General features: G+C 70.5%; 23 protein-coding genes. 10 read left to right on the forward strand and 13 right to left on the reverse strand.

Going from position 1 to position 22,301, the window contains the following annotated elements; genetic code table 11:
- Positions 1-101 precede the first annotated feature (101 nt).
- The 4 genes from VFZ70_07040 to VFZ70_07055 all read left to right on the forward strand — a co-directional run bounded on the left by VFZ70_07040 (position 102) and on the right by VFZ70_07055 (position 5,461).
- A complete protein-coding gene (locus tag VFZ70_07040) occupies positions 102-3,170 on the forward strand; it encodes a M14 family zinc carboxypeptidase (protein ID HEX6255553.1) in 3,069 nt (1,022 codons plus the stop codon).
- An 83-nt stretch (positions 3,171-3,253) separates the two neighbouring features.
- The gene (locus VFZ70_07045) at positions 3,254-4,252 is read left to right on the forward strand and encodes an ATP-binding cassette domain-containing protein (GenBank protein ID HEX6255554.1); all 999 of its coding nucleotides are present in this window, start codon (positions 3,254-3,256) and stop codon (positions 4,250-4,252) included.
- On the forward strand, positions 4,249-5,139 hold the full coding sequence (locus VFZ70_07050) for an ABC transporter permease (GenBank protein ID HEX6255555.1): 891 nt from the start codon (positions 4,249-4,251) through the stop codon (positions 5,137-5,139). Before VFZ70_07045 ends, VFZ70_07050 begins: the two co-directional genes overlap by 4 nt.
- A 127-nt stretch (positions 5,140-5,266) precedes the next feature.
- Entirely contained in the window at positions 5,267-5,461 is a 195-nt protein-coding gene (locus VFZ70_07055; GenBank protein ID HEX6255556.1) for a hypothetical protein, read from the forward strand.
- A gap of 191 nt (positions 5,462-5,652) precedes the next feature.
- Here VFZ70_07055 and VFZ70_07060 read toward each other — a convergent pair whose 3' ends face one another.
- Entirely contained in the window at positions 5,653-6,117 is a 465-nt protein-coding gene (locus VFZ70_07060; GenBank protein ID HEX6255557.1) for a DIP1984 family protein, read from the reverse strand.
- 314 nt (positions 6,118-6,431) lie between these two features.
- Between VFZ70_07060 and VFZ70_07065 the strand changes: the two genes are divergently transcribed.
- Positions 6,432-6,668 carry a hypothetical protein gene (locus VFZ70_07065; protein ID HEX6255558.1) on the forward strand — a complete coding sequence of 79 codons (237 nt, stop codon included), beginning with the start codon at positions 6,432-6,434 and terminating at the stop codon, positions 6,666-6,668.
- Between the two features lie 142 nt (positions 6,669-6,810).
- On the opposite strand, the gene VFZ70_07070 is transcribed toward VFZ70_07065, so the two are convergent.
- Complete coding sequence (locus tag VFZ70_07070; GenBank protein HEX6255559.1) at positions 6,811-7,875, reverse strand: winged helix DNA-binding domain-containing protein; 1,065 nt, start codon at positions 7,873-7,875, stop codon at positions 6,811-6,813.
- An 84-nt stretch (positions 7,876-7,959) separates the two neighbouring features.
- Positions 7,960-8,193 (reverse strand): helix-turn-helix transcriptional regulator, encoded by a 234-nt coding sequence (locus VFZ70_07075; GenBank protein ID HEX6255560.1) that lies wholly within the window; start codon positions 8,191-8,193, stop codon positions 7,960-7,962.
- Between the two features lie 312 nt (positions 8,194-8,505).
- On the opposite strand from VFZ70_07075, the gene VFZ70_07080 reads away from it, so the two are divergent.
- Positions 8,506-9,000: an SRPBCC family protein gene (locus tag VFZ70_07080; GenBank protein ID HEX6255561.1), complete on the forward strand. Its 495-nt coding sequence runs from the start codon at positions 8,506-8,508 to the stop codon at positions 8,998-9,000.
- A gap of 69 nt (positions 9,001-9,069) precedes the next feature.
- Here the strand turns inward: VFZ70_07080 and VFZ70_07085 are convergent, their stop codons facing one another.
- From VFZ70_07085 to VFZ70_07095, 3 genes are all read right to left on the reverse strand, one after another.
- Positions 9,070-10,002 carry a ketopantoate reductase family protein gene (locus VFZ70_07085; protein ID HEX6255562.1) on the reverse strand — a complete coding sequence of 311 codons (933 nt, stop codon included), beginning with the start codon at positions 10,000-10,002 and terminating at the stop codon, positions 9,070-9,072.
- A gap of 1 nt (position 10,003) precedes the next feature.
- On the reverse strand, positions 10,004-10,153 hold the full coding sequence (locus VFZ70_07090) for a TetR/AcrR family transcriptional regulator C-terminal domain-containing protein (GenBank protein HEX6255563.1): 150 nt from the start codon (positions 10,151-10,153) through the stop codon (positions 10,004-10,006).
- Between the two features lie 68 nt (positions 10,154-10,221).
- A complete protein-coding gene (locus VFZ70_07095) occupies positions 10,222-11,298 on the reverse strand; it encodes a M14 family zinc carboxypeptidase (protein HEX6255564.1) in 1,077 nt (358 codons plus the stop codon).
- Between the two features lie 102 nt (positions 11,299-11,400).
- Here VFZ70_07095 and VFZ70_07100 point away from each other — a divergent pair, with 102 nt between their 5' ends.
- Entirely contained in the window at positions 11,401-11,850 is a 450-nt protein-coding gene (locus VFZ70_07100) for a hypothetical protein (protein ID HEX6255565.1), read from the forward strand.
- A 101-nt stretch (positions 11,851-11,951) separates the two neighbouring features.
- Positions 11,952-12,461 (forward strand): gamma carbonic anhydrase family protein, encoded by a 510-nt coding sequence (locus tag VFZ70_07105; protein HEX6255566.1) that lies wholly within the window; start codon positions 11,952-11,954, stop codon positions 12,459-12,461.
- A gap of 37 nt (positions 12,462-12,498) precedes the next feature.
- Here VFZ70_07105 and VFZ70_07110 read toward each other — a convergent pair whose 3' ends face one another.
- Positions 12,499-13,758, reverse strand: a complete 1,260-nt coding sequence (locus tag VFZ70_07110; protein ID HEX6255567.1) for an MFS transporter — start codon at positions 13,756-13,758, stop codon at positions 12,499-12,501.
- Between the two features lie 254 nt (positions 13,759-14,012).
- Positions 14,013-15,407 (reverse strand): choice-of-anchor B family protein, encoded by a 1,395-nt coding sequence (locus tag VFZ70_07115; GenBank protein HEX6255568.1) that lies wholly within the window; start codon positions 15,405-15,407, stop codon positions 14,013-14,015.
- A gap of 189 nt (positions 15,408-15,596) precedes the next feature.
- Between VFZ70_07115 and VFZ70_07120 the strand changes: the two genes are divergently transcribed.
- Positions 15,597-15,776 (forward strand): hypothetical protein, encoded by a 180-nt coding sequence (locus VFZ70_07120; protein HEX6255569.1) that lies wholly within the window; start codon positions 15,597-15,599, stop codon positions 15,774-15,776.
- Positions 15,777-16,003: 227 nt separating this feature from the next.
- Here the strand turns inward: VFZ70_07120 and VFZ70_07125 are convergent, their stop codons facing one another.
- The 5 genes from VFZ70_07125 to VFZ70_07145 form a co-directional block, all read right to left on the reverse strand.
- Positions 16,004-16,219, reverse strand: coding sequence for a dodecin family protein (locus tag VFZ70_07125; GenBank protein ID HEX6255570.1), 216 nt, complete (start codon positions 16,217-16,219; stop codon positions 16,004-16,006).
- A gap of 170 nt (positions 16,220-16,389) precedes the next feature.
- Positions 16,390-17,391 (reverse strand): 2OG-Fe(II) oxygenase, encoded by a 1,002-nt coding sequence (locus tag VFZ70_07130; GenBank protein HEX6255571.1) that lies wholly within the window; start codon positions 17,389-17,391, stop codon positions 16,390-16,392.
- Between the two features lie 85 nt (positions 17,392-17,476).
- Positions 17,477-19,858: a carbamoyltransferase HypF gene (hypF, locus tag VFZ70_07135; GenBank protein ID HEX6255572.1), complete on the reverse strand. Its 2,382-nt coding sequence runs from the start codon at positions 19,856-19,858 to the stop codon at positions 17,477-17,479.
- 277 nt (positions 19,859-20,135) lie between these two features.
- Positions 20,136-20,837: a hypothetical protein gene (locus VFZ70_07140; GenBank protein HEX6255573.1), complete on the reverse strand. Its 702-nt coding sequence runs from the start codon at positions 20,835-20,837 to the stop codon at positions 20,136-20,138.
- A 171-nt stretch (positions 20,838-21,008) separates the two neighbouring features.
- Entirely contained in the window at positions 21,009-21,269 is a 261-nt protein-coding gene (locus tag VFZ70_07145; protein HEX6255574.1) for a hypothetical protein, read from the reverse strand.
- Positions 21,270-21,371: 102 nt separating this feature from the next.
- Between VFZ70_07145 and VFZ70_07150 the strand changes: the two genes are divergently transcribed.
- A complete protein-coding gene (locus VFZ70_07150) occupies positions 21,372-22,301 on the forward strand; it encodes a LysR family transcriptional regulator (GenBank protein HEX6255575.1) in 930 nt (309 codons plus the stop codon).

Consider the following 22,301-nt stretch of genomic DNA (forward strand, 5'->3'; position numbering starts at 1 on the left):
CTCCGCGCACCACGACTAGTCACGAAGGAGTCCACAGGATTGACACATAGGTGACAGGCTCTAAGCTCCTCTGGACCCCGCCCTCGCCGTTCGGAGCCGACATGCGAGCCGTCTTGTCTCTTCTCCTGTCGTTGTTGTTGCTGTTGGTCATGGCTCCCGCCGGCATGGCCGAACCCGACGACAACGGCTCGGCGTCCCTCAAGGCGTGGACGGCCGACGTGTCGCCGGACCTGGTCGAGGAGCTGCGCCTGGCCGGCCTGGGCGTGACCGCCCAGGAGGTCATCGACGAGGAGACCATCCGTGTCGAGGTGATCGCCACCGGCAAGCAGATCGCGGAGTTCCGCGACGAGGCCTCGTTCAAGCGCACGCGCGGCCAGCAGCGGGTGGACCGCACGCCCGACGTCGCGACCGGGGACAACGTGTTCCGCGCCTACGACGGAACAGACGGGCTCGAGGCCGAGATGGTCGCGATCGCCAACGCCAACCCCGACCTGGTCAAGCTGGTCGACATCGGCGACACCGTGGAAGGTCGCGACATCTGGGCCCTCAAGGTGCACAAGAACGCCAACCAGCGCCCCGACGGCACCAAGCCGGCCGTCCTGTACAACGCCGCCCAGCACGCCCGGGAGTGGATCACGCCGGAGATGACCCGACGGCTGACCCGTTACTACCTCGACAACTACGGCTCCGACCAGGAGATCACCGACGTCGTCGACGAGACCGAGCTGTGGTTCGTGTGGGTCGCCAACCCGGACGGCTACCAGTGGACGCACGAGGACCCGGCAAACCGCCTGTGGCGCAAGAACCTGCGCGACAACAACGGTGACGGTGTCATCACCAGCGGCGACGGTGTCGACCTCAACCGCAACTTCGCCTACAAGTGGGGCTACGACAACGAAGGGTCGTCGGACGACCCGGCGTCAGAGACCTACCGCGGCACCGGACCGCTGTCCGAGCCCGAGACACAGGCGATGAACGAGTTCGTCGGCTCGATGGACTTCGCGTACCAGGTCAACTACCACTCCGCCGCCGAGCTGATCCTGTACGGGGTCGGCTGGCAGGTGGACACTCCCTCTCCGGACGACATCCCGATGATCGCGCTCGCCGGTGACGACGCCAACCCGGGGATCCCGGGCTACGACCCGGACCAGTCGGCGGAGCTGTACATCACCAACGGAGCGACGACGGGACACGTGCACAACGTCCACGGGACCCTTGGCTACACCCCGGAGATGTCGACCTGCCAGTCGGTCAGCAACTGGTACCCGGACGACGAATGGGTCGCGGGCGACTGCCAGTCCGGCTTCAACTTCCCCGACGACGAGGACCTCGTCCAGGAGGAGTTCGAGAACAACCTCCCGTTCGCGCTGGACATCGCCCGCTCGGCCGACGACCCGGCCGACCCCGAGTCGCACCTGGGCAACGTCCCGGCCGAGATCGTGGTTGACAGCTTCGACACGTCGTACGGCAGCGAGCAGACCGTCCAGATCACGGCCGACCGCGAGCTCGGCCCGGTCCGGATGGTCTACCGGATCAACGGTGGCGAGAAGACCGTGGTCCAGACCGACGAGTGGGACGGCGGCGAGCGCTACGGCGCCGAGAACGACCTGTACTACGCGTGGCGTCGCGCGACCGTGACCGGCCAGCAGGCCGGTGACTCCGTCGAGGTGTGGTTCGAGGCCAGGGGCACGACGTCCGAGCCGTTCACCTACACCGTCGCCGACGACATCGGCGGCGACGTGCTGGTCGTGGCCGACAACTCGCCGGGCAGCGCCCTCGGTGGCGAGACCCCCGGCGACGCCTACCTCGCCTACTACGGCGACGCGATCGAGGCGAACGGACACTCGTGGGACTTCTACCAGGTCAGCGACGACGGCCCGGCGCCGCACCCGCTGGGCGTGCTCGGCCACTACGACGCCGTCGTCTGGTACACGGGTGACAAGCTTGTCACTGACTATCAGGGTGGGCTCAACACGACCCTGCTCGCGCATGAGATGAACATCGTCATGCGTGACTACCTCAACGAGGGCGGCAAGGTCCTCGCCACGGGCAAGAACCACGGGTTCGAGGAGTTCTTCCCGCTCGACTACGGCGAGAACAGCGACCCGTCCACCGTGTGCACGTCCGGCGACTGCCGCGAGTTGACCAACGACGTCTACCAGTACTGGTTCGGCGGCTACGAGCGATCCCGCCGAGGTGGGCTGGACGGCGACGGCAACGCCCTGCCGGTGACCGGGATCGACGTCCCCTACGGCGGCCTCGACTGGGACCTGGACGGCGGCGACTCGGCCAACAACCAAGGAGCGTCCGACGGGACCAACGAAACCGGGACCGGCACCGCGTCGTGGATCACCACCAGCGACATCCTGCCCGTCGACGAGTTCCCGCAGTTCGAGAGTTGGGGGTCGGCCGACTGGGTCTCGGACGAGGCGGAGCCGTTCGCCCCGTACACGGGTGACTACTACATGGCCAGCCTGCAGGGCGACGTCGCCTACAAGCGCCTGGCGCGCACGGTCGACCTGACCGGTGCGTCCAGCGGAGCGATCGAGGTCGCGATCAGCGCGGACACCGAGCCGGCGTGGGACTTCCTGATCGTCGAGGCCCACACCGTCGGGGCCGACGACTGGACGACCCTGGAGATCCCGGGCCTGACCAGCCAGGAGACCGGTGATTCGTGTACGTCGGGCTGGCGGGACCTGCACCCGTTCCTCGACCACTACCAGACGCTCAACCCGGACGGGAGCTGCTCGCCGACCGGCAGCACCGGCGAGTGGAACGCCTTCTCCGGTGACACGGCCGGCTGGCAGGAACTCACGATCGACCTGTCGGCGTACGCCGGCAGCGAGGTCGAGGTCGCCATCAGCTACGTGTCGGACTGGGCCGTGCAGGAGACCGGGGTGTTCGTCGACGACGCGAGCGTGGTCGTCGACGGCGCGACGGTGGCCGAAACCTCGTTCGAGACGGACCTCGGCGGCTGGGAGGTTCCCGGCTCGCCCGAGGGCAGCGCGCCCAACCCCAACGACTGGACCCGCAGCGAGAGCCTGTACGAGTTCCGCGCCGCGGTCACGACGGAGGACACCGTCCTGCACGGCTTCGGGTTCGAGGGCATCTCGACCGAGGCCCAGCGCAACGCCGTGATGGGCCGGACGCTGGATCATCTGCTCGAGTGATCCGGACGACCTGAGACGGCGCCCCGGGTTGGCTGCGGCCCACCCGGGGCACCGTCGTCACTTCGTCCGTAGGATTGGCGGGGATGGACGCGGCGCAGGAACCGGCGATCGTCGTCGAGCAGCTCACGCGGCGCTTCGGCGACTTCGTCGCGGTCGACGGCATCGACTTCGCGGTCGGCCGGGGGGAGGTGTTCGGCTTCCTCGGTCCGAACGGTGCCGGCAAGACGACGACGATCTCGATGCTGACCACGCTGCTGCGACCGACGGCGGGCAGCGCACGGGTCTCCGGCCACGACGTCGAGCACGATGATGCGGCGGTCCGCCGGTCCATCGGCATCGTGTTCCAGGAACCCAGCCTCGACGAGCGACTGAGCGCGCGGGAGAACCTGGAGTTCCACGCCGTGCTGTACGGCATGAGACGGGAGGACCGCCCAGGACGGATCGAGGAGGCGCTGCGCCTGGTCGACCTCGCCGATCGCGCCGACGGCATCGTCGAGAAGTTCTCCGGCGGCATGCGCCGACGCCTCGAGATCGCCCGCGGGCTGCTGCACGTACCGGCGGTGCTGTTCCTCGACGAGCCGACGCTCGGACTGGACCCGCAGTCGCGACGCTCGGTGTGGCAGCACATCCGCGCGCTGCGGGAGCAGACGGGCGTCACGGTGTTCATGACCACGCACTACATGGAGGAGGCCGAGTTCTGCGACCGCATCGCCATCATCGACCACGGCGAGATCGTGGCGCTCGACACGCCGGAGGGCTTGAAGGACATGGTCGGCGGCGACGTGGTCACGATCACCGCGCCCGACCCGGAGCACCTCCTCGCCCACCTGCGTGACCAGTCGCTGGAGCCGGCGCGGCGCAACGGCGAGGTGCGCGTCGAGGTCGACGACGGCGCGCGGTTCATCCCCCGCCTGATCCGCGGGTTCTCCGGCGACATCGACGGTGCCAGCCTGCGCCGGCCGACGCTCGACGACGTGTTCCTCAAGCTCACGGGACGCACGATCCGCGAGAGCGAGCTCGACGCCGGGGACGTCAACCGCGATCGGATGCGCCGCATGATGAACGTGCGGGGACGACGATGAGCACGTCAGCGTCCACGCATCGGCGGACGGCCACTCCCGACCAGGTCAGCCGCACCGCCATGACGATGGGCGCTGTCGGCATCATCTGGAAGCGCGAGATGCTGCGCTGGTGGCGGGACAAGCCGCGGATCATCGGATCCACCGCGTTCCCGCTGATCTTCCTGCTGGTGTTCGGCAGCGGCCTGTCGGGCGCCATGGGCAACATGCTCGGCGGGGGCGCCGCGGCCGTCGACTTCGAGCAGTTCATCTTTCCGGGCATCATCGCGATGTCGGTGTTCTTCACGGCGTTGTTCAACGCGGTGTCGCTGGTCTATGACCGCGAGTTCGGCATCCTGAAAGAGGTGCTGGTCGCGCCGGTCAGCCGGGCCGCCGTCGCGCTGGGCAAGACCTTGGGCGGCGCGACGGTCGCGACCTTGCAGGGCACGGTCATCTTCGTGTTCGCGCCGTTCGTCGGCATCCGCCTGACCCCGCTGCTGGTGCTGCAGCTGTGGCCGATCATGTTCATCGGCGCCTTCGCGCTGTCGTCGATGGGCATCGCGATCGCCGCGCGCATGCGCTCGATCGAGTCGTTCCAGATGGTCAACCAGTTCGTGATGTTCCCGCTGATCTTCCTGTCCGGCATCTTCTTCCCGCTGCAGGGATTGCCGGTGTGGATGAACGTGCTGGTCCGCATCAACCCGGTCAGCTACGCGGTCGATCCGCTGCGGCGGCTCATCCTGGAGGCTCAGGGCCTGCCCGACGAGCTGCTGGCCCAGCTGTCGGAGTCGGGGCTGGCGTTGTCGGTCGGAGGACGACAGGTCGGCGTCGTCGCCGGGATCGCCATCGTCGCGGGGTTCGGGATCGTCATGAACGTGTTGGCCATGTGGCTGATCAGCATCCGCGACTGACGGCTGACCGCGTCACGCGTTCGGGCCCGGCGCGCCGACACGGGGCCCGGCCTGTGGCGCGCAGCGCCAGACGCCGCGCGCCGCGCATGCACCGGCATGGCGTCCCGGCATGGGGCATGGTGGTCTGATGTCGATACTCGTCCGCCTGGCTCTGGCCGGGTACATGGTGTTCCTGACGCTGGGCGTCATCGCCGGCCAGTGGGTGCTGCAGGGACCACTGCTGGTCGGCCGCGACAGTCACGGCGTGCACGTCGGCGATGTCGCCGTGACGGTCGCCACGGCGACCGTCGTCATGGTGCTGCTCCGCCCGCTGCGCCCGTGACGGCGGCGACTCAGTCCGGCTTGCGGGCGTTTGGACGTTGACGCCGCAGGTGCCGACTCCTCGACCTGCCGACTCGGCCTGGCGGCACCCGCGAAGATGTTCGCGCTCGCCTCCTCCGGTACGGGTCGCTCCACCGTGATGTCGGCGATCTGGATCCGCCCCACCCGGACGCGGTCGTGGGTCCGGCGATCTCAGACCGGCACGTGAAGCTCGGTCGTCCAGTTGACGAGCTGCAGTGCGGCGTCGAGTTCGCGACGCTCGACCGCCAGCCGATCAGCGTCGTCGCGCAGACCACCGACGTCGAACATGGCCAGTTCCCGGATCTCGGACCGACCGCGACGGGCGACCCGGTCGGCGGCACGGTCAGCCGCCTCGGTCAGCACACGGATCTGGCGTCCGAGCGCGTCGAGGTGCGCCAACGCCTCCGTGACGGTGGTGCCGTCCGGCAGCGTCGACGCCACATTCGTGACGTTGACGGCGACGGCCAGCACGCGGATCCGCTCGCTGATGTCCATCGCCCGGTTCAGCAGCACCTGCGGGTCCTCCGCCGGGCGTGTGCCCTCCTGGACCCGCGCGTTCTCACCGATGCGATACCGCAGATCCGACAACCGTCGTTGCGCGTCAGCCCGCTCGTTCAGTGCCTCCGCAAGCAGCATCACGCCTCCACCCCTCTCGAGGATCCACACGGATGGTCCTGTGCGAGCGGCACGGTAGGCGTGCGCTCCGCACGGGTCAACACCATCTGTCACAACACACAACAAAAAGGCACTGTTGTAGTCGGCCAGTCACTCTCAGCCAGGCAAGACTACTCGGCGTGATGTCTTCGAATAGGAAATGTAGTCGGCGCGACGGGGACCGCCTCGTCGAGGCGATACGTGGCACATCGAATCTGCGGGTGACGGTGAACCTCACCGGGCGGCTGCACGTAGTACCGGTTGCAGCGTCCACCCGATCACGAAAGGCATCATCGATGCGCCGCTTCGCCGTCCTGCTCCTCGCCGTCGTGCTGACCCTGGGGCTGAGCGCGCCCGCGTTCGCACACGACGCCGGACCGTGCAACGACAGTGACGGAGACGGCTCGTTCAGCGGTCAGGAGTACGCCGCGCACCACATCGTCGCGCTGGCGACGATCGGCGGCATGGGCAACGACGGCCACAAGCCCGGTTCGCATCAGGGGTTCAGCCTCTGCAACCCGTCGGGCCGCTAGGAGCGTCGACAGCTCCGCGTCGCCGTCGCCTCTCGCCAAGCCCCCTTTCCGCGGCGGCGGCGCGGCGCCTTGACCGCGTGACGCGAGTGCCGGGGGAGCTCGCGTCACGCAGGGCGACGCGCCGTGCTGGGGAGCCCGTCGTTCAGCTGATGAACGTCTCCAGCGCGGCGCGCTCGCTCGCCACCTGGTCGGCGAACCGGGCGGGAAGGGTGTCGAACGGCTCGACGACGACCCGGCGTTCCTCGATCCGCCAGGTGCCCGCGACCTGCCCATCGACCAGTACCGTGTTGACCGAATGCGGCCGACGGATCGAGAACACCTGACCCCGCAGGTCCTCCGGCAGGACCTGCGTGCGGCGCGCGTGCGCCAGCAGCGTCGCGTCCCACGTACCGAGGAAGCGGACCGGTGCCGGAGTCGACGCGTCCGGCAGCGGGCGTCGGGGCAGATCGATCAGCTCATCGCCGTCCTCGTCGGCGAAGCGGCGCAGTGTCATGCGCCCGAGCGTGCGGTCGAACGCCCCTACCGGCATGCCAGCCCACGACGCGAGATCGTCACGGCCGGCAGGTCCGAACCCGCCGAGGTAGCGCTCGACCAACAACTCCATCGCCACATCCACGTCGATCGACGCCGCCGAGACCCCCAACTCGTCGACCGCCAGACCGTAGAGGTGGGCACGCCGGCGCTCCCAGGTTCCCTGCGGCGGCACACGCAGAAGCTCGAGCCATTGGCTCAGCGACTCGAAGTGGTCCTTGCCGACGCCCTCGGCCTCGAGTCGCGCGATGAGCTCACGACGTTCCAGCGGACCGTCGCCGAACCAGCCCCGGACCTGCTCGGCGATGGCGACGTAATCGACCTCATCGAGCTTGCGCATCTGCGCCGCGCGTCGGCCGCTTCGCTGCCGGCTGATACGCGTGGCGGCGAACAGCATGGGGAAATCCGCGGCCGACACGAGATGGATCGTCGAGCGCAGCAGCGTCGCCTGCACCACCTGCCGACGCTCCAACGCACCCGTCACCCGTGACCGGCTCACGTCCTCGAGCCGCGACCAGCATCCGACGTACCCGCTCGGCGCATACTGCATCTGCAGCCCACCGACCGACTCGAGCATGGCCGGCAGCGATGCCGTCGACCGCCGCAGCAGATGCTGCCGCGCCAACACCGCGCGGTTGAGCTGACGCTGGGTCAGGGTTCTGACGCTCGAGGGCACGCACCGGAGCCTAGTGCACGCACACCACCGCCGGCATCCCGCCATGGTCCGCGGTCAGAGTGGTGATGCAGCGCACCGACCGGGTCAGGCGAGGTCCTCTTCGTACAGCCACAGATCGTCGGCGAGCACCGGCTCACCGTGGCCGGCGCCGCTGAGCCCGCTCGCCAGACGGCGGGCGCACTCGGGGCTGCCGCGGTACTCACCGGCCTCGATCGCTGCGACCGTGTCCGCTGACACACCGGACATCCGCGCGAGCTTGTTGACCGACAGTCCGCGCTGGTCCCGCAACCAGCGGATCAGGTCGCCATCAATGCGCATGGCGCAGCGTACACGGTGGCGCGGGTGATGGACAGACCTTCTGGCTCACGCCCGCGTCACGAACAGTCATCGCCCCGTGGCGCGGACCGGTCGCGTGGTGTGGGTCACCCCCCGGCCGGCCGGCCGACGCGGACCACCCTTCCCCCCGCTGGTCGGTGCGTCGCAGACCACGACGTGGCTGACCGTCTCCCACTCACCGATCACGGGATGGCGGTTGCGACCGACGAAGCGCGCGCCGAGGTCCGTCGTAGAGGTCCTCCACCGCACCACCTGTCACCGCGTCCTCCGCGACCACGGGAGTGCGATCGACCCTTGACCCGATGGGTCGCCGCGCTCAGGCTGTGCACGCACGACGAGCCGAGCACAAGGGCGGAGATGTCCAAGGTCTACTGCAGTGTGGTGGTGTCGGCACCTGTCGAGGCGGTGTGGGACACCGTCCGCGACTTCAACGGCCTGCCGAGCTGGCACCCGATGATCGCCGACAGCGCGATCGAGGACGGCCGGTCCAGTGATGCCGTCGGCTGCGTGCGCAGCTTCCACCTGGTCGAGGGCGGGTTCATACGCGAGCGGTTGCTGGCGCTCGACGACCTGAACCACACGAGCACATCCACGATCCTCGAGTCGCCGCTGTCGCTCGCCAACTACCTGTCCGAGATGCGGCTGCGGCGGGTGACCGCCGACGAGACGACGTTCGCCGAGTGGATGGGTCAGTTCGACGTCGCTGACACCGATGAGGTGGACGTGTGCAACACCTTGATGCGGCTGTACTCGTCGGGTCTCCATGCGCTGGCCGAACGCGCGACCTGACCAGCCACGACCTCCGACGACCTGGTCAGGCAGATCCGGGGCGGGCATCACCGAGGCGTGGTCCCGACCTCAGGCGTCGGATGCGGCAGCGTTGCGGGCCGCCCACGGCTGCAGGATGGCGACGATCGCCCGCGTGGCGGGGACCGCCACGCCGTGCGCCTCGGCGCGACGCAGCAGCTCCCCGTGGAGCGCGTCGAGCTCCATCGGCTTGCCGTGCGTCATGTCGTAGTGCAGCGACGAGTGCGTGCCCGGCTCGAGTCCCTGCGCGAACGACTCGTGGCGGGCGATCGCCTCGTCCGAAAGCTCTATGCCCTCGGCGGCTGCGACCGCCGCGACCTCCCGCAGGACATCGCGGAACATGCGCCACGACGCGGGCTCGGAGCGGATGGCGCCGATGGGCAGCCGCACGGCGGCCGTCATGCCCGACAGGGCACAGATGAAGGCGAACTTGTCCCAGATCGCCTGCCGGACGTCGGATGACAGGGTGGCGTCGACGCCGGCGGTGCGCAGCGCGTCGAACAGGCGAGCAGCCCGCTCGGTCCGCTCGCCGTCGAGCTCGCCGAAGATGAGCGTGGCAGGGCCGGCCGAGTGCACGACCGTGCCGGGCTCGGAGATGGTCGACAGCAGGTAGACCACGCCGCCGAGCGTGTGGTGCGACCCGATCTCGGCGGCGATCGCCTCCTCGTTGCCCACGCCGTTCTGCAGCGAGACGACGGCGGTATCGTGCTCGAGCAGCGGTCCCAGCCGCCGTGCCGCGTCGGTCGTGTCCTGGGACTTGACGGTGAACAGGACGACATCGACCGCCCCGATGTCAGCCGGGTCGTCGGTGGCCGTGAGCGCGACATCGATGTCGCCCTTCGGGCTGCGGACGTGCAGCCCGTCCGCCTGCAGCGCCCGCAGGTGCGCACCGCGCGCGATCAGCGCGACATCGACGCCCGCCGCCGCCAGCCGGCCCCCGAAGTACGCACCGATGCCACCGGCGCCGTACACCGCGACCCGCATCTCAGGCCTCCAGTCCGTCGAGGATCAGGTCGAGGACGAACTCGAACTCATTGGCCTCCGGGTCGGTCTGGTGCCACTCGACGTGGGCGATCATCGCCGGGAAGCGCTCGGGGTCCAGCGAGCGCCGGAACTCCTCCAGCACGTCCTGCATGTCGCCCTCGATCGGGGCGGCGGCGGGGCGGGTCTCACGCGGCTGAGACCCGGCCCGCCCTCTGGAGGTCACGGCGAGTTCGGGAACCGGTCACTCGTGCTGATCGACTGACCCCGGCGTGGCAGCTCGGCCCAGCGGTCGGCGTCGGCCTCGTCCAGCGTGCCGTACGCGATCGCGTCGATCACGGCCCACACCCCCTCGACGTTCTGGCGGATCAGGTAGCCGCGGCTCTTGGTGCCGATGCCGCCGCGGCTCTCGAAGAACATCGCCGCCGTCGTGAAGCCGGGATCCTCACCCTCCGGACCGGGTCCACCGAGCATCATCGCGGAGATGACCGCCTCGGGGATGTTGATGTCGGGGTAGCGGGTGATGTTGGCGTACCCCTTGGGATCGATGGCGTCGAAGACCGTGACGGCCATCTGCCGGGCGGCGTCCCAGATCTCGGGGTCGAGGTTGTCGGGCAGCAGCGGGATGCCGAGCGAGAACGCGGTCATCTCGTCGGTGCCGGACTCGTAGTAGGTGCCCTGGTGGTGCAGGTCCAGCGCGTAGTCGGGGCGGAAGTCCGCCCACGCGTACCAGTAGGCCCGCGACTCGACGGCCGTGAACTCGGTCAGCGGCCGCGACAGGTCCTCGGCGACGCCCCAGTCGCGGTTGAGGTCGATGCCGTTGATGACGTCCTGGCGGATGTAGGCCTCGGAGCCGTCGACGTTGTAGATCGGGATCATCAGGAAGGTCATCTCGTCAAGGACCTCACGCGCGTGGCGGCCGCCGGCGACCAGGCTCTGGAGCACATCGAGGATGGCCTCGGCGCCGTACGGCTCGTCGCCATGGATGCGACCCTGGATCCACATGCGCGTGTCGCCGTCGCCGATCTGAGCTCCGTACAGGGTCCGCCCCTGGCCGGACGTACCGATCTCGATTACCTCGAGCGCGCCGCCGCTGCGCGCCTCGAGCGCGAAGAGCTGGTCCACGATCGTCTCGTAGTCGAGCATGGCCGACCGGTTGGCCTCGGGCTGGGCCGGAGGCACGAAGGGGCCGCCAGGCACGGGGACGTGCTCGTCGGCGCCGGCGAGCGACAGCGGCAGCAGCGACGCCAGCAGCGCCAGCACGGCGATCACTACGATGCGGGTACGGCCGTGTCTCATGTGGACCCCCCGATGCTCATTGGGTTGGACCCCGAGTGAACCGAAGGAGGCGACGGGCGTCAACGGCCATCTCGGTCGGGGGCGGTGTGGGATCATTGCTGCATGGCAGGAGCGATGTCGCTACGCACGCGCCGCGTGACGGCGTGGTCGCTCGCGGGGATCGCGCTGCTGCTGTACCTGGCCGACCTGATGGGGCTGAAGCCGCCGCCGCGGATCCTGCCCAGCCTGGTGCTGGCGCTCGCCGCCGCGCTGATCGGCATCGAGCCACGGTCCCGGCGCGCCGACCGACCGGTGCTGCCTCGCGACCGCGCGATGACCATCGCCGGACTGGTGCTGCACCTGCTGCTGTTCGTACCGATCCTGCCGATCGGGCTGATCGCACCCGGCGCCGGCGTGCTGGTCGTGCACGGGCTGTGGATCACCGGCCTGCTCGTCGCGTGGCGGCGACGACGGTCCGACCCCGGCGTGGTGCTGGCCGTGCCGTTCGTCACCGCCGCCGCGATCGCCGGCGTGCTGTGGGTCGGGACGACGGTCCTGGGCTGGCAGCCGTGACTGCCCGCTACGATCGCGCCGCAGCCGCGACGACGACCAGCCGGGAGCCACAGGTGCGCACAGGAGCCGGACACGCACGTGCCGATGACGACGTACCACGGGTGCTGCCGTTCGCTGGGACCGACCCCGATGTCGCCGACGACGCGTTCGTCGCGCCCGGCGCCACCATCATCGGCCGGGTGCGCATCGGCGCCCGGTCGTCGGTGTGGTACGGCACGGTCCTGCGGGGCGACGTGGCCGACATCAGCATCGGCGCGGACAGCAACATCCAGGACGGCTCCATCGGCCATGCTGATCCGGGGTACCCCCTGCGCGTCGGTGACCGCGTCACGGTCGGGCACCGGGCCGTGATCCACGGCTGCGACATCGCGGACGACGTGCTCATCGGCATGGGTGCCGTGCTGATGAACGGTGCGACGGTCGGCCGCGGATCCCTGGTCGCCGCCGGTGCCGTGGTGACGCAGAACACCGAGATCCCGCCGGGCTCCATCGCGGCGGGCGTCCCGGCCAAGGTGCGCGGCGAGGTCGGCCACGCCGAACGCGAGCTGATCACCCGGGGCGCACAACACTATGTGGAGCTCGGCGCCCACCACCGCGCCATGACCGACTGAGCGCGCCACCCGCGGCGCGCCGATGCGCGTGGCACCGTCAGGCCGGTCGGACGGCGGAACGCACCGGACGCCACAGCCGTGCCAGCACGACGGCCGGCACGCTGACCAGGGCGGCACCGACCAGGCACAGCGCCGCGTAGCCGGCCGCGGCGATCAGGACGCCGGAACCGAGGCTGCCGAGCGTCGCGGCGGCGTAGACCGCCGTGTCGACCGACCCCTGCAGCCTGGCGCGCTCGGCGGACGCGACACCGGCGGCCAGCAGTCCGCTCGCCGCGACGAAGCCGAAGCTCCAGCCCAGGCCGAGGATGAACAGCGCGACCGAGAGCAGCATCACGTCGGCCGCCGGAACGACTGCTCCGAGCAGCCCGGCCACGACGGTCAGTGCCAGCCCGACGGCGATCACCGCGACGCTGCCGACACGATCGGCCAGGAGGCCCGCGACCGGCGTCAAGCCGTACATGCCGACGATGTGGGCGCTCATGATGAAGCCCACGGCGCCCAGGCTGGCGCCCGCACCGCTCGCGTGGACCGGTGTCATGGTCATGATCAGCACCATCACGAACTGCCCCGCGACCATCGCGACGACCGCGACGATGACCACTGGCGACCCCCACCCGTCGACCACGGCCGCCGGCTCGTCGTCCGACCCGGGCGTGGCGTCCGGTGGTGCGGGCTCGGCGAGCTCGGCCGGGTCGGGCCGCAGGAACGCGGAGCAGACGCTGGCGCTCAGCGCCATGCCGAGCGCCGCGATCGCGGCTCCGCCGGCGAGGGCGGGCAGCCCCCACGCGGCGAGCGTCAGCCCGGCGGGATCGACGAGCGACGGGCCGACGACCGCGCCGATCGTGCCGGCCCAGACGACCCACCCCAGCACCGTCGTCCGGCGTTCGGACGGTTGCACGTCGGCGACGGCGTAGCGGGCCTGCAGGTTCGCGCCGTTGCCGCAACCGAGCACGAGCATGCCGACGACGAACGACCAGAACAGTCCGAGGACCACCGAGAGCACCGCGACGACCGCGCCGGCGGCGCCGAGCCCGAAGCCGAGCACCAGTCCCGGTCGACGTCCGCGACGGGCCATGACCCGTGCCAGGATCGCCGCACCGGTCGCGGTCCCGGCCAGCGCCGCCGCCGTCGGGACGCCGCTCAACCGGGACGTACCCGTCAGCTCGACCGCCGCCAGCGGCGCGACGGTGATGGCGGCGAACAGCCCGACGGTGCCCAGCGCCACGGCGACGAAGACCGCGGCGGTGATCTGCCGCCTGGGGTCCGCGCGCCGGGGTGAGGCGGCCGTGGCGTCCACCGTGACTGTCACTCCTCGGCGTCGCGGAGCCGGACCGGACGGTCCGCTCCGCTCTCCACTGTGCCCCGGATGTGCGCCCGGTCCCACCCACAGCGTCGTACCGCCTGGTACGACGTCACCCCTGCAGCCGAACGGACGCAGGCGGGCACGACCCGCTCGCGCACCTCTGCGTCCATGGCGAGCTCGAGTGGGGTGCGTGTGCCCGGGGCGACGGGAACGCGCGGCGTGTGGCGCCGCGCGTCGGACGCAGGCACCTACTCGAGCCGCATCAGGATCAGCCCGTTGAGCCCGTCCGACGCGATGACCGTGTCGGACTCGAAGAACGGGTAGACGCCCCACGGCCCAGCGAAGATGTTGATGTTCTGGCTCATGCTCCGGTTGGGCAGGCGCGGTTCGGTGTCCATGTGCGCGATCTCGGTCAGCACGCCGTCCGCGACGTCCGACGCGTCGAGCACGCGGACACCGGCCGTGTAGTTGGCCTGCCACACGTTCGTGCCATCCACGAACAGGTTGTGATCGATCGACGCGGCAGGCGAGTCGTAGAACCCGATGAACTCCGGCGCGTCGAGGTCACGCACGTCGAAGATGTAGGTCCGCGCCGTGTCGGGCAGATCCTCGTTCTGCGGATCGGAGATGCCGAACAGCTCGTCCTCCTCGTCACCGACGAGCAGGTAGCTGTGGTCCTCGGTCAGCCAGCCCTGGTGGGTGAACGACGCGCCGGGATAGGTCGTCGTCGACAGCTCCTCGATCGCGCTCTTGTCGCTGACGTCGTAGATGCCGACCTCGAGATCTCCACCGTTGAACACAACGGCGATCTCGGCTCCCTGGTGATCGGCGTCCGGGCCCGCGTACGACACGACCTGGGCGTCGTGCGAGTCGATGCCACCGATCTGCGCGACCTCGACGGGCTGGGCGGGGTTCGTAAGGTCGAGCACCACGAGGCTCTCGGCGATGAAGTCCGGATCGACCGCGGCGTCCTTGGCGACGCCGGTCAGGTAGGCGTAGCCGGTGTCGGTGTTGATCGAGATGTTGTGGGCCGATACGTAGCCCGCGTCGTCGTACCGACCCACCGGCGTGATGACGGCGGCGTCGGTGCCCGGCTCGACGCGCGTGCGCCCGTCGAGCTGGGTGAGGTCGACGATGGCCACGCCCGCGCCGCGGACCTCGGTCGTGATGTAGGCGTGATCCTGATAGGTCTTGATGTCCCACCAGAAGTTGCGGATCGTGTCCGGCTCGGTCGTCGGCAGCAGGCCGAGGAACTCGGGATCGGCCGGATCGGTGACGCGCACGAAGGCGACACCTGACGAGGTGCCCACCAGCGCGTACTCATCGCCGGTGTCCGGCGAGGTCCATCCCCATATGTCCGACAGCCACGAGGCGCCCGTGAAGATCAGGCGCTCCACGCCGAGCTCCGCGTTGGTCAGCTGGCCGAGGAACTCAAGGCCCTCGGTGTCCGGGAACGGCCCGCGGATCGACGGCATGCCACGTCCTGCTCCGGAGATCCGCTTGACCTCCTCGCCGGACGAATGACCCAGCACCTCCGGATCGTCGTCGGGGCCTGCGTGGGCGCCCGCACCGGTCATCGTCGCGGCGAGCAGCAGCGCCACCCCGACCGCGGCAAGGATCCGTCCCCGAACCGAACGCGCCATGTCTGACCCTCCTGACGGCGTGGACCGCCGCTCAGTCTCCCACACCGCCACGCCCGTGTCGCGGGGATCTTCCGACCACCGCGCCACGGCGGATCCGGCCCCGTCAGCCGGTGGCGGCGATCGTCCCGCCGTCAGAGGTGTATCGATCCGCGGCGCGGGCATCGGTGGCGACCGAGACAAGGAGCACCCATGGCACGGTCCCAGCGCACAAGGACAACCGGCAACATCATGCAGCAGGTCGGCCGCATGCTGTCCGGCGGCACCTCCGGCACGAAGGCGCCGGCGCGCGGCCGACGGACGACGCGCCCTGACCCCCGCCGGCGCCGCAGCGCCAATGGGAAGGGCCTGTTGCGCCGCCTGCTGCGCTGACCGACCGCCACGGCGTCGTGGCCGGCGCCCTGCGCTGACGCGGGACGGCGCCGAAGGCTCCGTCGCTAGGGTCTGTCTCCCGGTCCCGGCCGGCATTTGGTCACATCTGCATCCCGGCTCGCGTCGTTGCAGCTCGCGCGAATACGACCCGGTATGCGTCGCTCACTGCGCCTTGCGAGCCGGGCGCAGCTGCACCCTCGGTGCACGACCGGTCCGAGAGACAGACCCTAGTCGATCGACTCGTACTTGAACGAGATGGCCAGCCGGGTGCGGAACTGCTTCACGCTCCCGCCCTCCGTCGTCAGGTCCTGTTTGACGACCTCGGCGACGCGCAGGTCGCGCAGGGTGCCCGACGCCGTCGCAACGGCGTTGCGTGCCGCCTGTTCCCACGACTCGCTGCTGACGCCGACGACCTCGGTCACACGGTACACGCTGTCTGCCACGTCCTCGCCTTTCATGCGATTTGACATACCGCGACGCTAACGCGGGAGGCGCGCACGGTAAAGGGGCATCTTGGCCGACATCGCGCCCGGGTCTCAGATGACGCCGACGACGGCAACGTCCAACGAGGCTCGAGGCGGCGCGGCACTGGGCGACCGTCCGGGTGCCGGGGTCAGGATCCGGCCGACTCGTCGCCGAAGACGAACGACAGCAGCACGAAGCGCCGGCCCCGGGTGACGGGCAGGACCTCGTGCAGGTGGGCACCTGAGAACACCAGCGCCTCCCGAGCCCCTGGTCGGTACCGCTCGGGTCCGTACTCGGGGAACCGCAGTTCCCCGCCCTCGTAGTCGTCGTTGAGGTTCAACGTCAACCCGAACCGGCGGTGTGCCGTTGCCGGGCTCAGGTTGTCGCGGTGCGCGGTGAAGAATCCGGCGTCCTCGGCGTCGTAGCAGCCGATCTTGAAGCCCTCGAAGCGCTTCGCCTCGTACGCGAACGCCTTGCGGATCTCGGGGATGACGCGTCGCCCGACGTGCGAGGACAGCGCGCGCAGCAGCTCGGGGTCGGCGACCGTGTGGTCCCGGCGTCGCTTGCGCAGTCGGTCGGTCGCCTCGGCACGGCGCCCGGAGACGGTGGCTTCCACCCCGGTCTCGACGGTGTCCGACGAGCTCCACAGGTCGATCAACTGCGCGCTCAACGCCGGATCGAGCGCTTCGGGCACGAACAGGACCGGCGCGGTGTGTCGGATGGTGGACCCGGCGCGCCTGATGGCGACGTTCGCGACCGCGGACGCGACCGCTGCCCGTGTCGTCGTGTCGTCGTGGTGAACGTGGGCCATCGCGACGCGAACGTTCGGATCGAGCACGACGACGGCTGGGTCGCCGTCGGCCGGGACCCCGTAGGCCGCGTGCACCATGCCCTGCGGGTCGTTGAACACCGTCTCGTCGGAGCCGGGCGGACCGGCCGCGATGGCGTGGACGCGGACGTCGTCGTCGAGCGCATCCGCAACCACGTCACGCGTTGCTCGTGCTGCGGACCGCCCACCACCACCCGAGAACACCAGCACCGTCGGCGATCCACCCGTGTAGGCGTAGAAGCGCGTGGGTTGGCCGTCACCGCGCCGTGCGACGAAGTCCGCCGCACGCTCGCCGCGGGTCACCATCGGTCTCTGCGCCACGATCGCCCCCATAGCGGACATCAGGGGCCACGATAGGGGAACCAGACGCGCCACGTCGTCGGGCGGTCGACGCGGACCGGGGCGCTCACGTCGCGGGGGCGCGGTCGCGGGCGGCGGCGACCGCGGTCTGGCCGAAGCTGATGCCCCCGTCGTTGGGCGGCACACGTCCGTGGGTGAGCACCGTGAAGCCCGCGTCGTCGAGGGCGGAGACGGCCCGCTCGACCAACAGCACGTTCGTGAACAGACTCCCCGACAACGCGACCATCGACAGGCCCGTCGTGTCGCGGACCCGGCCGCATGCCGCGACGATCGCGGCGACCATCCAGGCGTGGAAGCGGGCGGCGATCACCGGCACCGGCGTGCCGACGCGCAGGTCATCGACCACTGCGCGGATCAGTGTGGCGCCGTCGATCGTGAACGGCTCGCCTCCGGTGAGCGCGGCGCGGTAGCCGTCGCGCACAGCCGGAGCGGCGGCCTGTTCCAACTCGACAACCGTCTGGCCCTCGTACGTCACCGCGTCGCGCACACCGACCAGTGCGGCGACGGCGTCGAACAGCCGGGCCGCGCTCGACGTCGACGGCGGATCGGCCCCCGCCCGCGCGGCGGCGAGCGCCGACGCCCAGCGGTCCGCGATGCGGGTGCCGACAGCCAGTTCCGGGACGTCGTCGCCGTACGCGCGGTGCAGCCAGCTGGCCGCCATGCGCCACGGCTCGGGGGTCGCCGCGACGCCTCCCGGCAGTCCAACCGCCTGCAGGTGCCCGGCGCGCTCGAAGGTCCCGAGGTCGGCGACGAGGATCTCACCGCCCCACATCGTGCCGTCGGTCCCGTGGCCCGGGCCGTCCAACACGACACCGATCACCGGATCCGAGACGCCGTTGTCGGCCATGCACGACGCCACGTGTGCATGGTGGTGCTGCACCCCCACTCTGTCGACACCGTCGAGGTCACGCGCGTATCGGGTCGACAGGTACCCGGGATGCAGATCGTGGGCGACGACCGAGGGCGTGATGTCGAACAGGCGCGACAGGTGGTCGATCACGCCGGCGAGCGACCGGTACGTCCCGTCGCTGCCCAGGTCGCCAAGAGGGTGGGACAGGTACGCCCGACGCTGCGAGGCCAGGCAGACGGTGCTCTCGAGCTCGGCACCGACCGCCAGCACCGGCCGTGGCACCGGGCGGCCGAGCAGCACCGGCTGCGGCGCGTACCCGCGCGAGCGCCGGACGAGCAACGGCCGGTCGCCCATCATCCGCACCACCGAGTCGTCGACGCGGATGTGGACGGGGCGGTCGTGGGTGAGGAACGCGTCGGCGATCCCACCGAGCCGCTCGATGGCGTCCGCGTCGTCGACACCGACCGGCGCATCGGACACGGCGCCGCCGGTCAACGCGATCGGGCGTCCGACGCCGGCGACCAGCAGGTGGTGCAGCGGTGTGTAGGGCAGCATCACGCCCAGGTCGCGGCTGCCGGGCCCCACCGAGGACACGATGGTCGCCGCGCTCGTCGACCCCTCGTCAGCAGTGGGTGCCGCGACGCCGTCCCGGCAGGCGTCGCGGCGGCGCAGCACCACGATCGGCGCGGTCGACCATGTCAGCCGAGCGCGCTCGTGCACGTCGGCCTCACACAGCGCGAGGGCCGCGTCGAGGTCTGCGACCATCACCGCGAACGGCCGTGCCTGGTGGCCCGTGTGCGTACGCAACCGCGCGACCGCGGCCTCGTCGGTCGCGTCGACGGCCAGATGGAACCCGCCGAGCCCCTTGACCGCGAGGATCCGCCCGGCCCGCAGCAGCGCCGCGCTCCGCGCGAGCGCGGCGTCGTCATGCGAGCGGGGCCCGCCGTGGCGTGGGCCCGGCTCGCCGACGAGCCGCGCGCCCGCACCGTCGACCAGCGACAGCTGTGGCCCGCACGCCGGGCAGCACAGCGGCTGCGCGAGGAACCGCCGGCCGGTCGGGTCTGCGTACTCGCGGGCGCACGCGTCACACATGGCGAACCCAGCCATGGTCGTGTTCGTGCGGTCGTAGGGCACGTCGCGCACGATCGAGTAGCGGGGACCGCAGTTGGCGCAGTTGATGAACGGATGGCGGAACCTGCGATCGTCGGGATCGAACAGCTCGGCGAGACAGTCCGCACACGGCGCGATGTCGGGTGACACCGGGACGTGCCTCGGCCCCGGGGCGTCGCTGACCACGACGGTGAACGCGTCGTCACCGCGGACGTCGACCGGCGCCGACGTGACCTGGTCGATGACCGCCGCCCCGGGCGCCTCGGCCGGCAGGCGCGTCAGGAAGCCCCTGACCGCAGGGCTCGCACCCTCCACCTCGGTGACCACACCCTGCGCGTCGTTGCCGACGAAGCCCCCCAGGCCGAGCTGCCCCGCCAGGCGGTGGACGTACTGGCGGAAGCCGACGCCCTGCACGTTCCCGGTGATCCGCACACGGACGCGCAGGCGGTCGTCGGCGGTCGGTCTCATGCCAGCGGGCATCGCACACGTTCCTGAGGTCGGATCGACAGCGCGCACGACGCAGCCATCTGTGCAATCGTCGCACGACAGCGCGTTCGACAGATGACCGGGTGTGCGTCGCAAGGCCCTTTCCGGTCGCACCGGACGATTCCGCGGGCTACGGAGCGCGGCCCGGGACCAGACGAGGGGCATGACGTCGACGTGCAACCGACGGCCGGTCACCGGCTGAGCACGTCGTCGACGCACGCCGCCAGGCCGTGGTCGTCACGAACGCACGGTGGGTGCGTCACGGCTGCAGCGTCGCCTCGCGCCCGGTCACCGCCCCGACCGCGTCGGCCGCGTCAGGCTCGTGGATGACCCGGTGTGCGACGCCGGCCAGCGCCGCCAGCGGCATCGACAGCACCACGAGGAACAGGCTCGCGACGAACAGATCGGGGACCGCCAGGCCGAGCAGACCACCGAGGACGAATGAACCGACCACCAGGAACACCGCGTTCAGCACACAGACCCAGAACATCGCCGGCCAGATCGCGGCGAGCGCCTGTCCCGCCCGGCCGCCCAACCGGCCCGCCCATCGCGTCACCGGGGCGTGCGCTCCCCCGGCCACCAGGCCCGCGAGCATCCCGAGGATCGGAGGACCGAATCCACCGCCCACGAGCAGCATGGCGGCGGACAGCAGCACCAAGCCGGTTCCGGCGCGAGGACGGTCAAGCGCGCGCCAGGACCAGGCGATGACTGCGGACGACGCGAGCACGGTGAGCACGCCGGTGATGAGCAGACTGGGAACGACGGTCATCGCGGGTTCCCCGCCCAGATTCCGCGCGATGGGACCGTCGACCCAGGAGTCGAACACGATCCCGGCTGGCGACGCGCTGCCCTGGACCATCTCTCCAACGCCGTGGACCAGTCCGCCCACCCCGGCGAGGGTGCCGCACACCGCTGCCAGCGTGCGCACGCGGACGATCCGCTGCTCGGCTGGTGCAGCCATGGGCGCCACCTCCACCGCCATGGTGGCCACCGCAGCGGGCGCGTCGCCGGGGCCAATGACCCGCACCCGACGACCGAACGTCACGTCACCACCCTGTGCCCGGGTGTAGCGCAGATGTTATGACCTACCGGCGCGGCACCTGCCGGCGCCGGTAGGTGGTGGGCGACACGGTCAGACCCCGGCCGCCGCGAGGGACCCGTGCGGGGTGCCCGCACGGTCGTGCAGGTACAGGCGCGTGGCGACGATCCCGAACGCGCGGGCGCGCGCGATGGCGGGTTCGGCGCGATCGGCGAGCACGTCGAGTGCGACGCCGGCGATCTGGACGTCCCGCGCCCGGCGGACGACGGAGGCGACGTCGGCCTCCACCGCGGCGATGCCCTCACGGTCGATGTCGTCGGCAATGCGGTACAGGTACCGGTCGATGGTGCCCATGGCGTCCTCCTCACTCGGTGTTGTCGACGTCCACGATAGGGTTGCATGATCATCATTACCAGCGATAGTATTTGGTCTTAGCGATAAGCGGAGCTGATGTACATGGTGACTGCACGGGACCTGGAGATCCGCCACTTGATCACGCTGCGAGCCGTGGCGACGGCCGGCACGTTCGGCCGCGCCGCCGACCTGCTCGGCTACACGCAGTCGGCGGTCAGCCAGCAGATCGGCGCGCTCGAGCGTGTCGTCGGCGCGCCGTTGTTCGACCGCCCGGGCGGCCCGCGCCCGGTGGAGCTCACACCGCTGGGGGCGCTGCTCGTCGACCACGCGCGCGACGTGATAGCACGCGCCGAGACCGCGGCCGCCGACATCGAGCGATTCCGCGCCGGCGCCATCGGACGGGTCGACATCGGCACCTTCCAGAGCGTGTCGACGGCGCTGCTGCCCGAGCTGATCGGTCGCCTGCGCGCCGAACGACCGGACGTCGAGGCGCGTCTGCTCGAGATAGACGACGAGGAGGAGCTCGCGCGCCGGGTCCTCGACGGCGAACTGGATCTGACGTTCATGGCGGCCGACCAGCCAAAGGAGGGCATCGAGTACGAGGTGCTCTTCGTCGACCCGTTCGTGCTCGTGGCGTTGCCGGACGACGTGGGCGACGGGCCCGTCCCCGTCGACGCGCTCCGCGGCCGGGCGCTGATCGGGCAGACCGACAACCTGTGCCAGCGGCGTGTCGACGACAACCTGCGGGCGTGCGGGTTGGAACCCGACTACGTGTTCCGCGCCAACGACAACGCCGCGGTCATCGGCATGGTCCGCGCCAACGTCGGCATGGCGGTCATGCCAATGCTCGCCGTCGACACCGATGACCCCCGCGTGGCCATCCGCGATCTCGATCCGCCGGTCCCGCCCAGGCGCGTCTCGATCGGATGGCGCCGCGACCGCACGCTGTCGCCGACGGCCGCCCGCTTGGTGGAGCTCGCCCGCGAGATGACCCGTCACCTGCGGGAACGCAGCCTGGCCACCGTGGGCTGA

The organism is Euzebyales bacterium (genome assembly GCA_036374135.1).
GTDB lineage: Bacteria > Actinomycetota > Nitriliruptoria > Euzebyales > JAHELV01 > JAHELV01.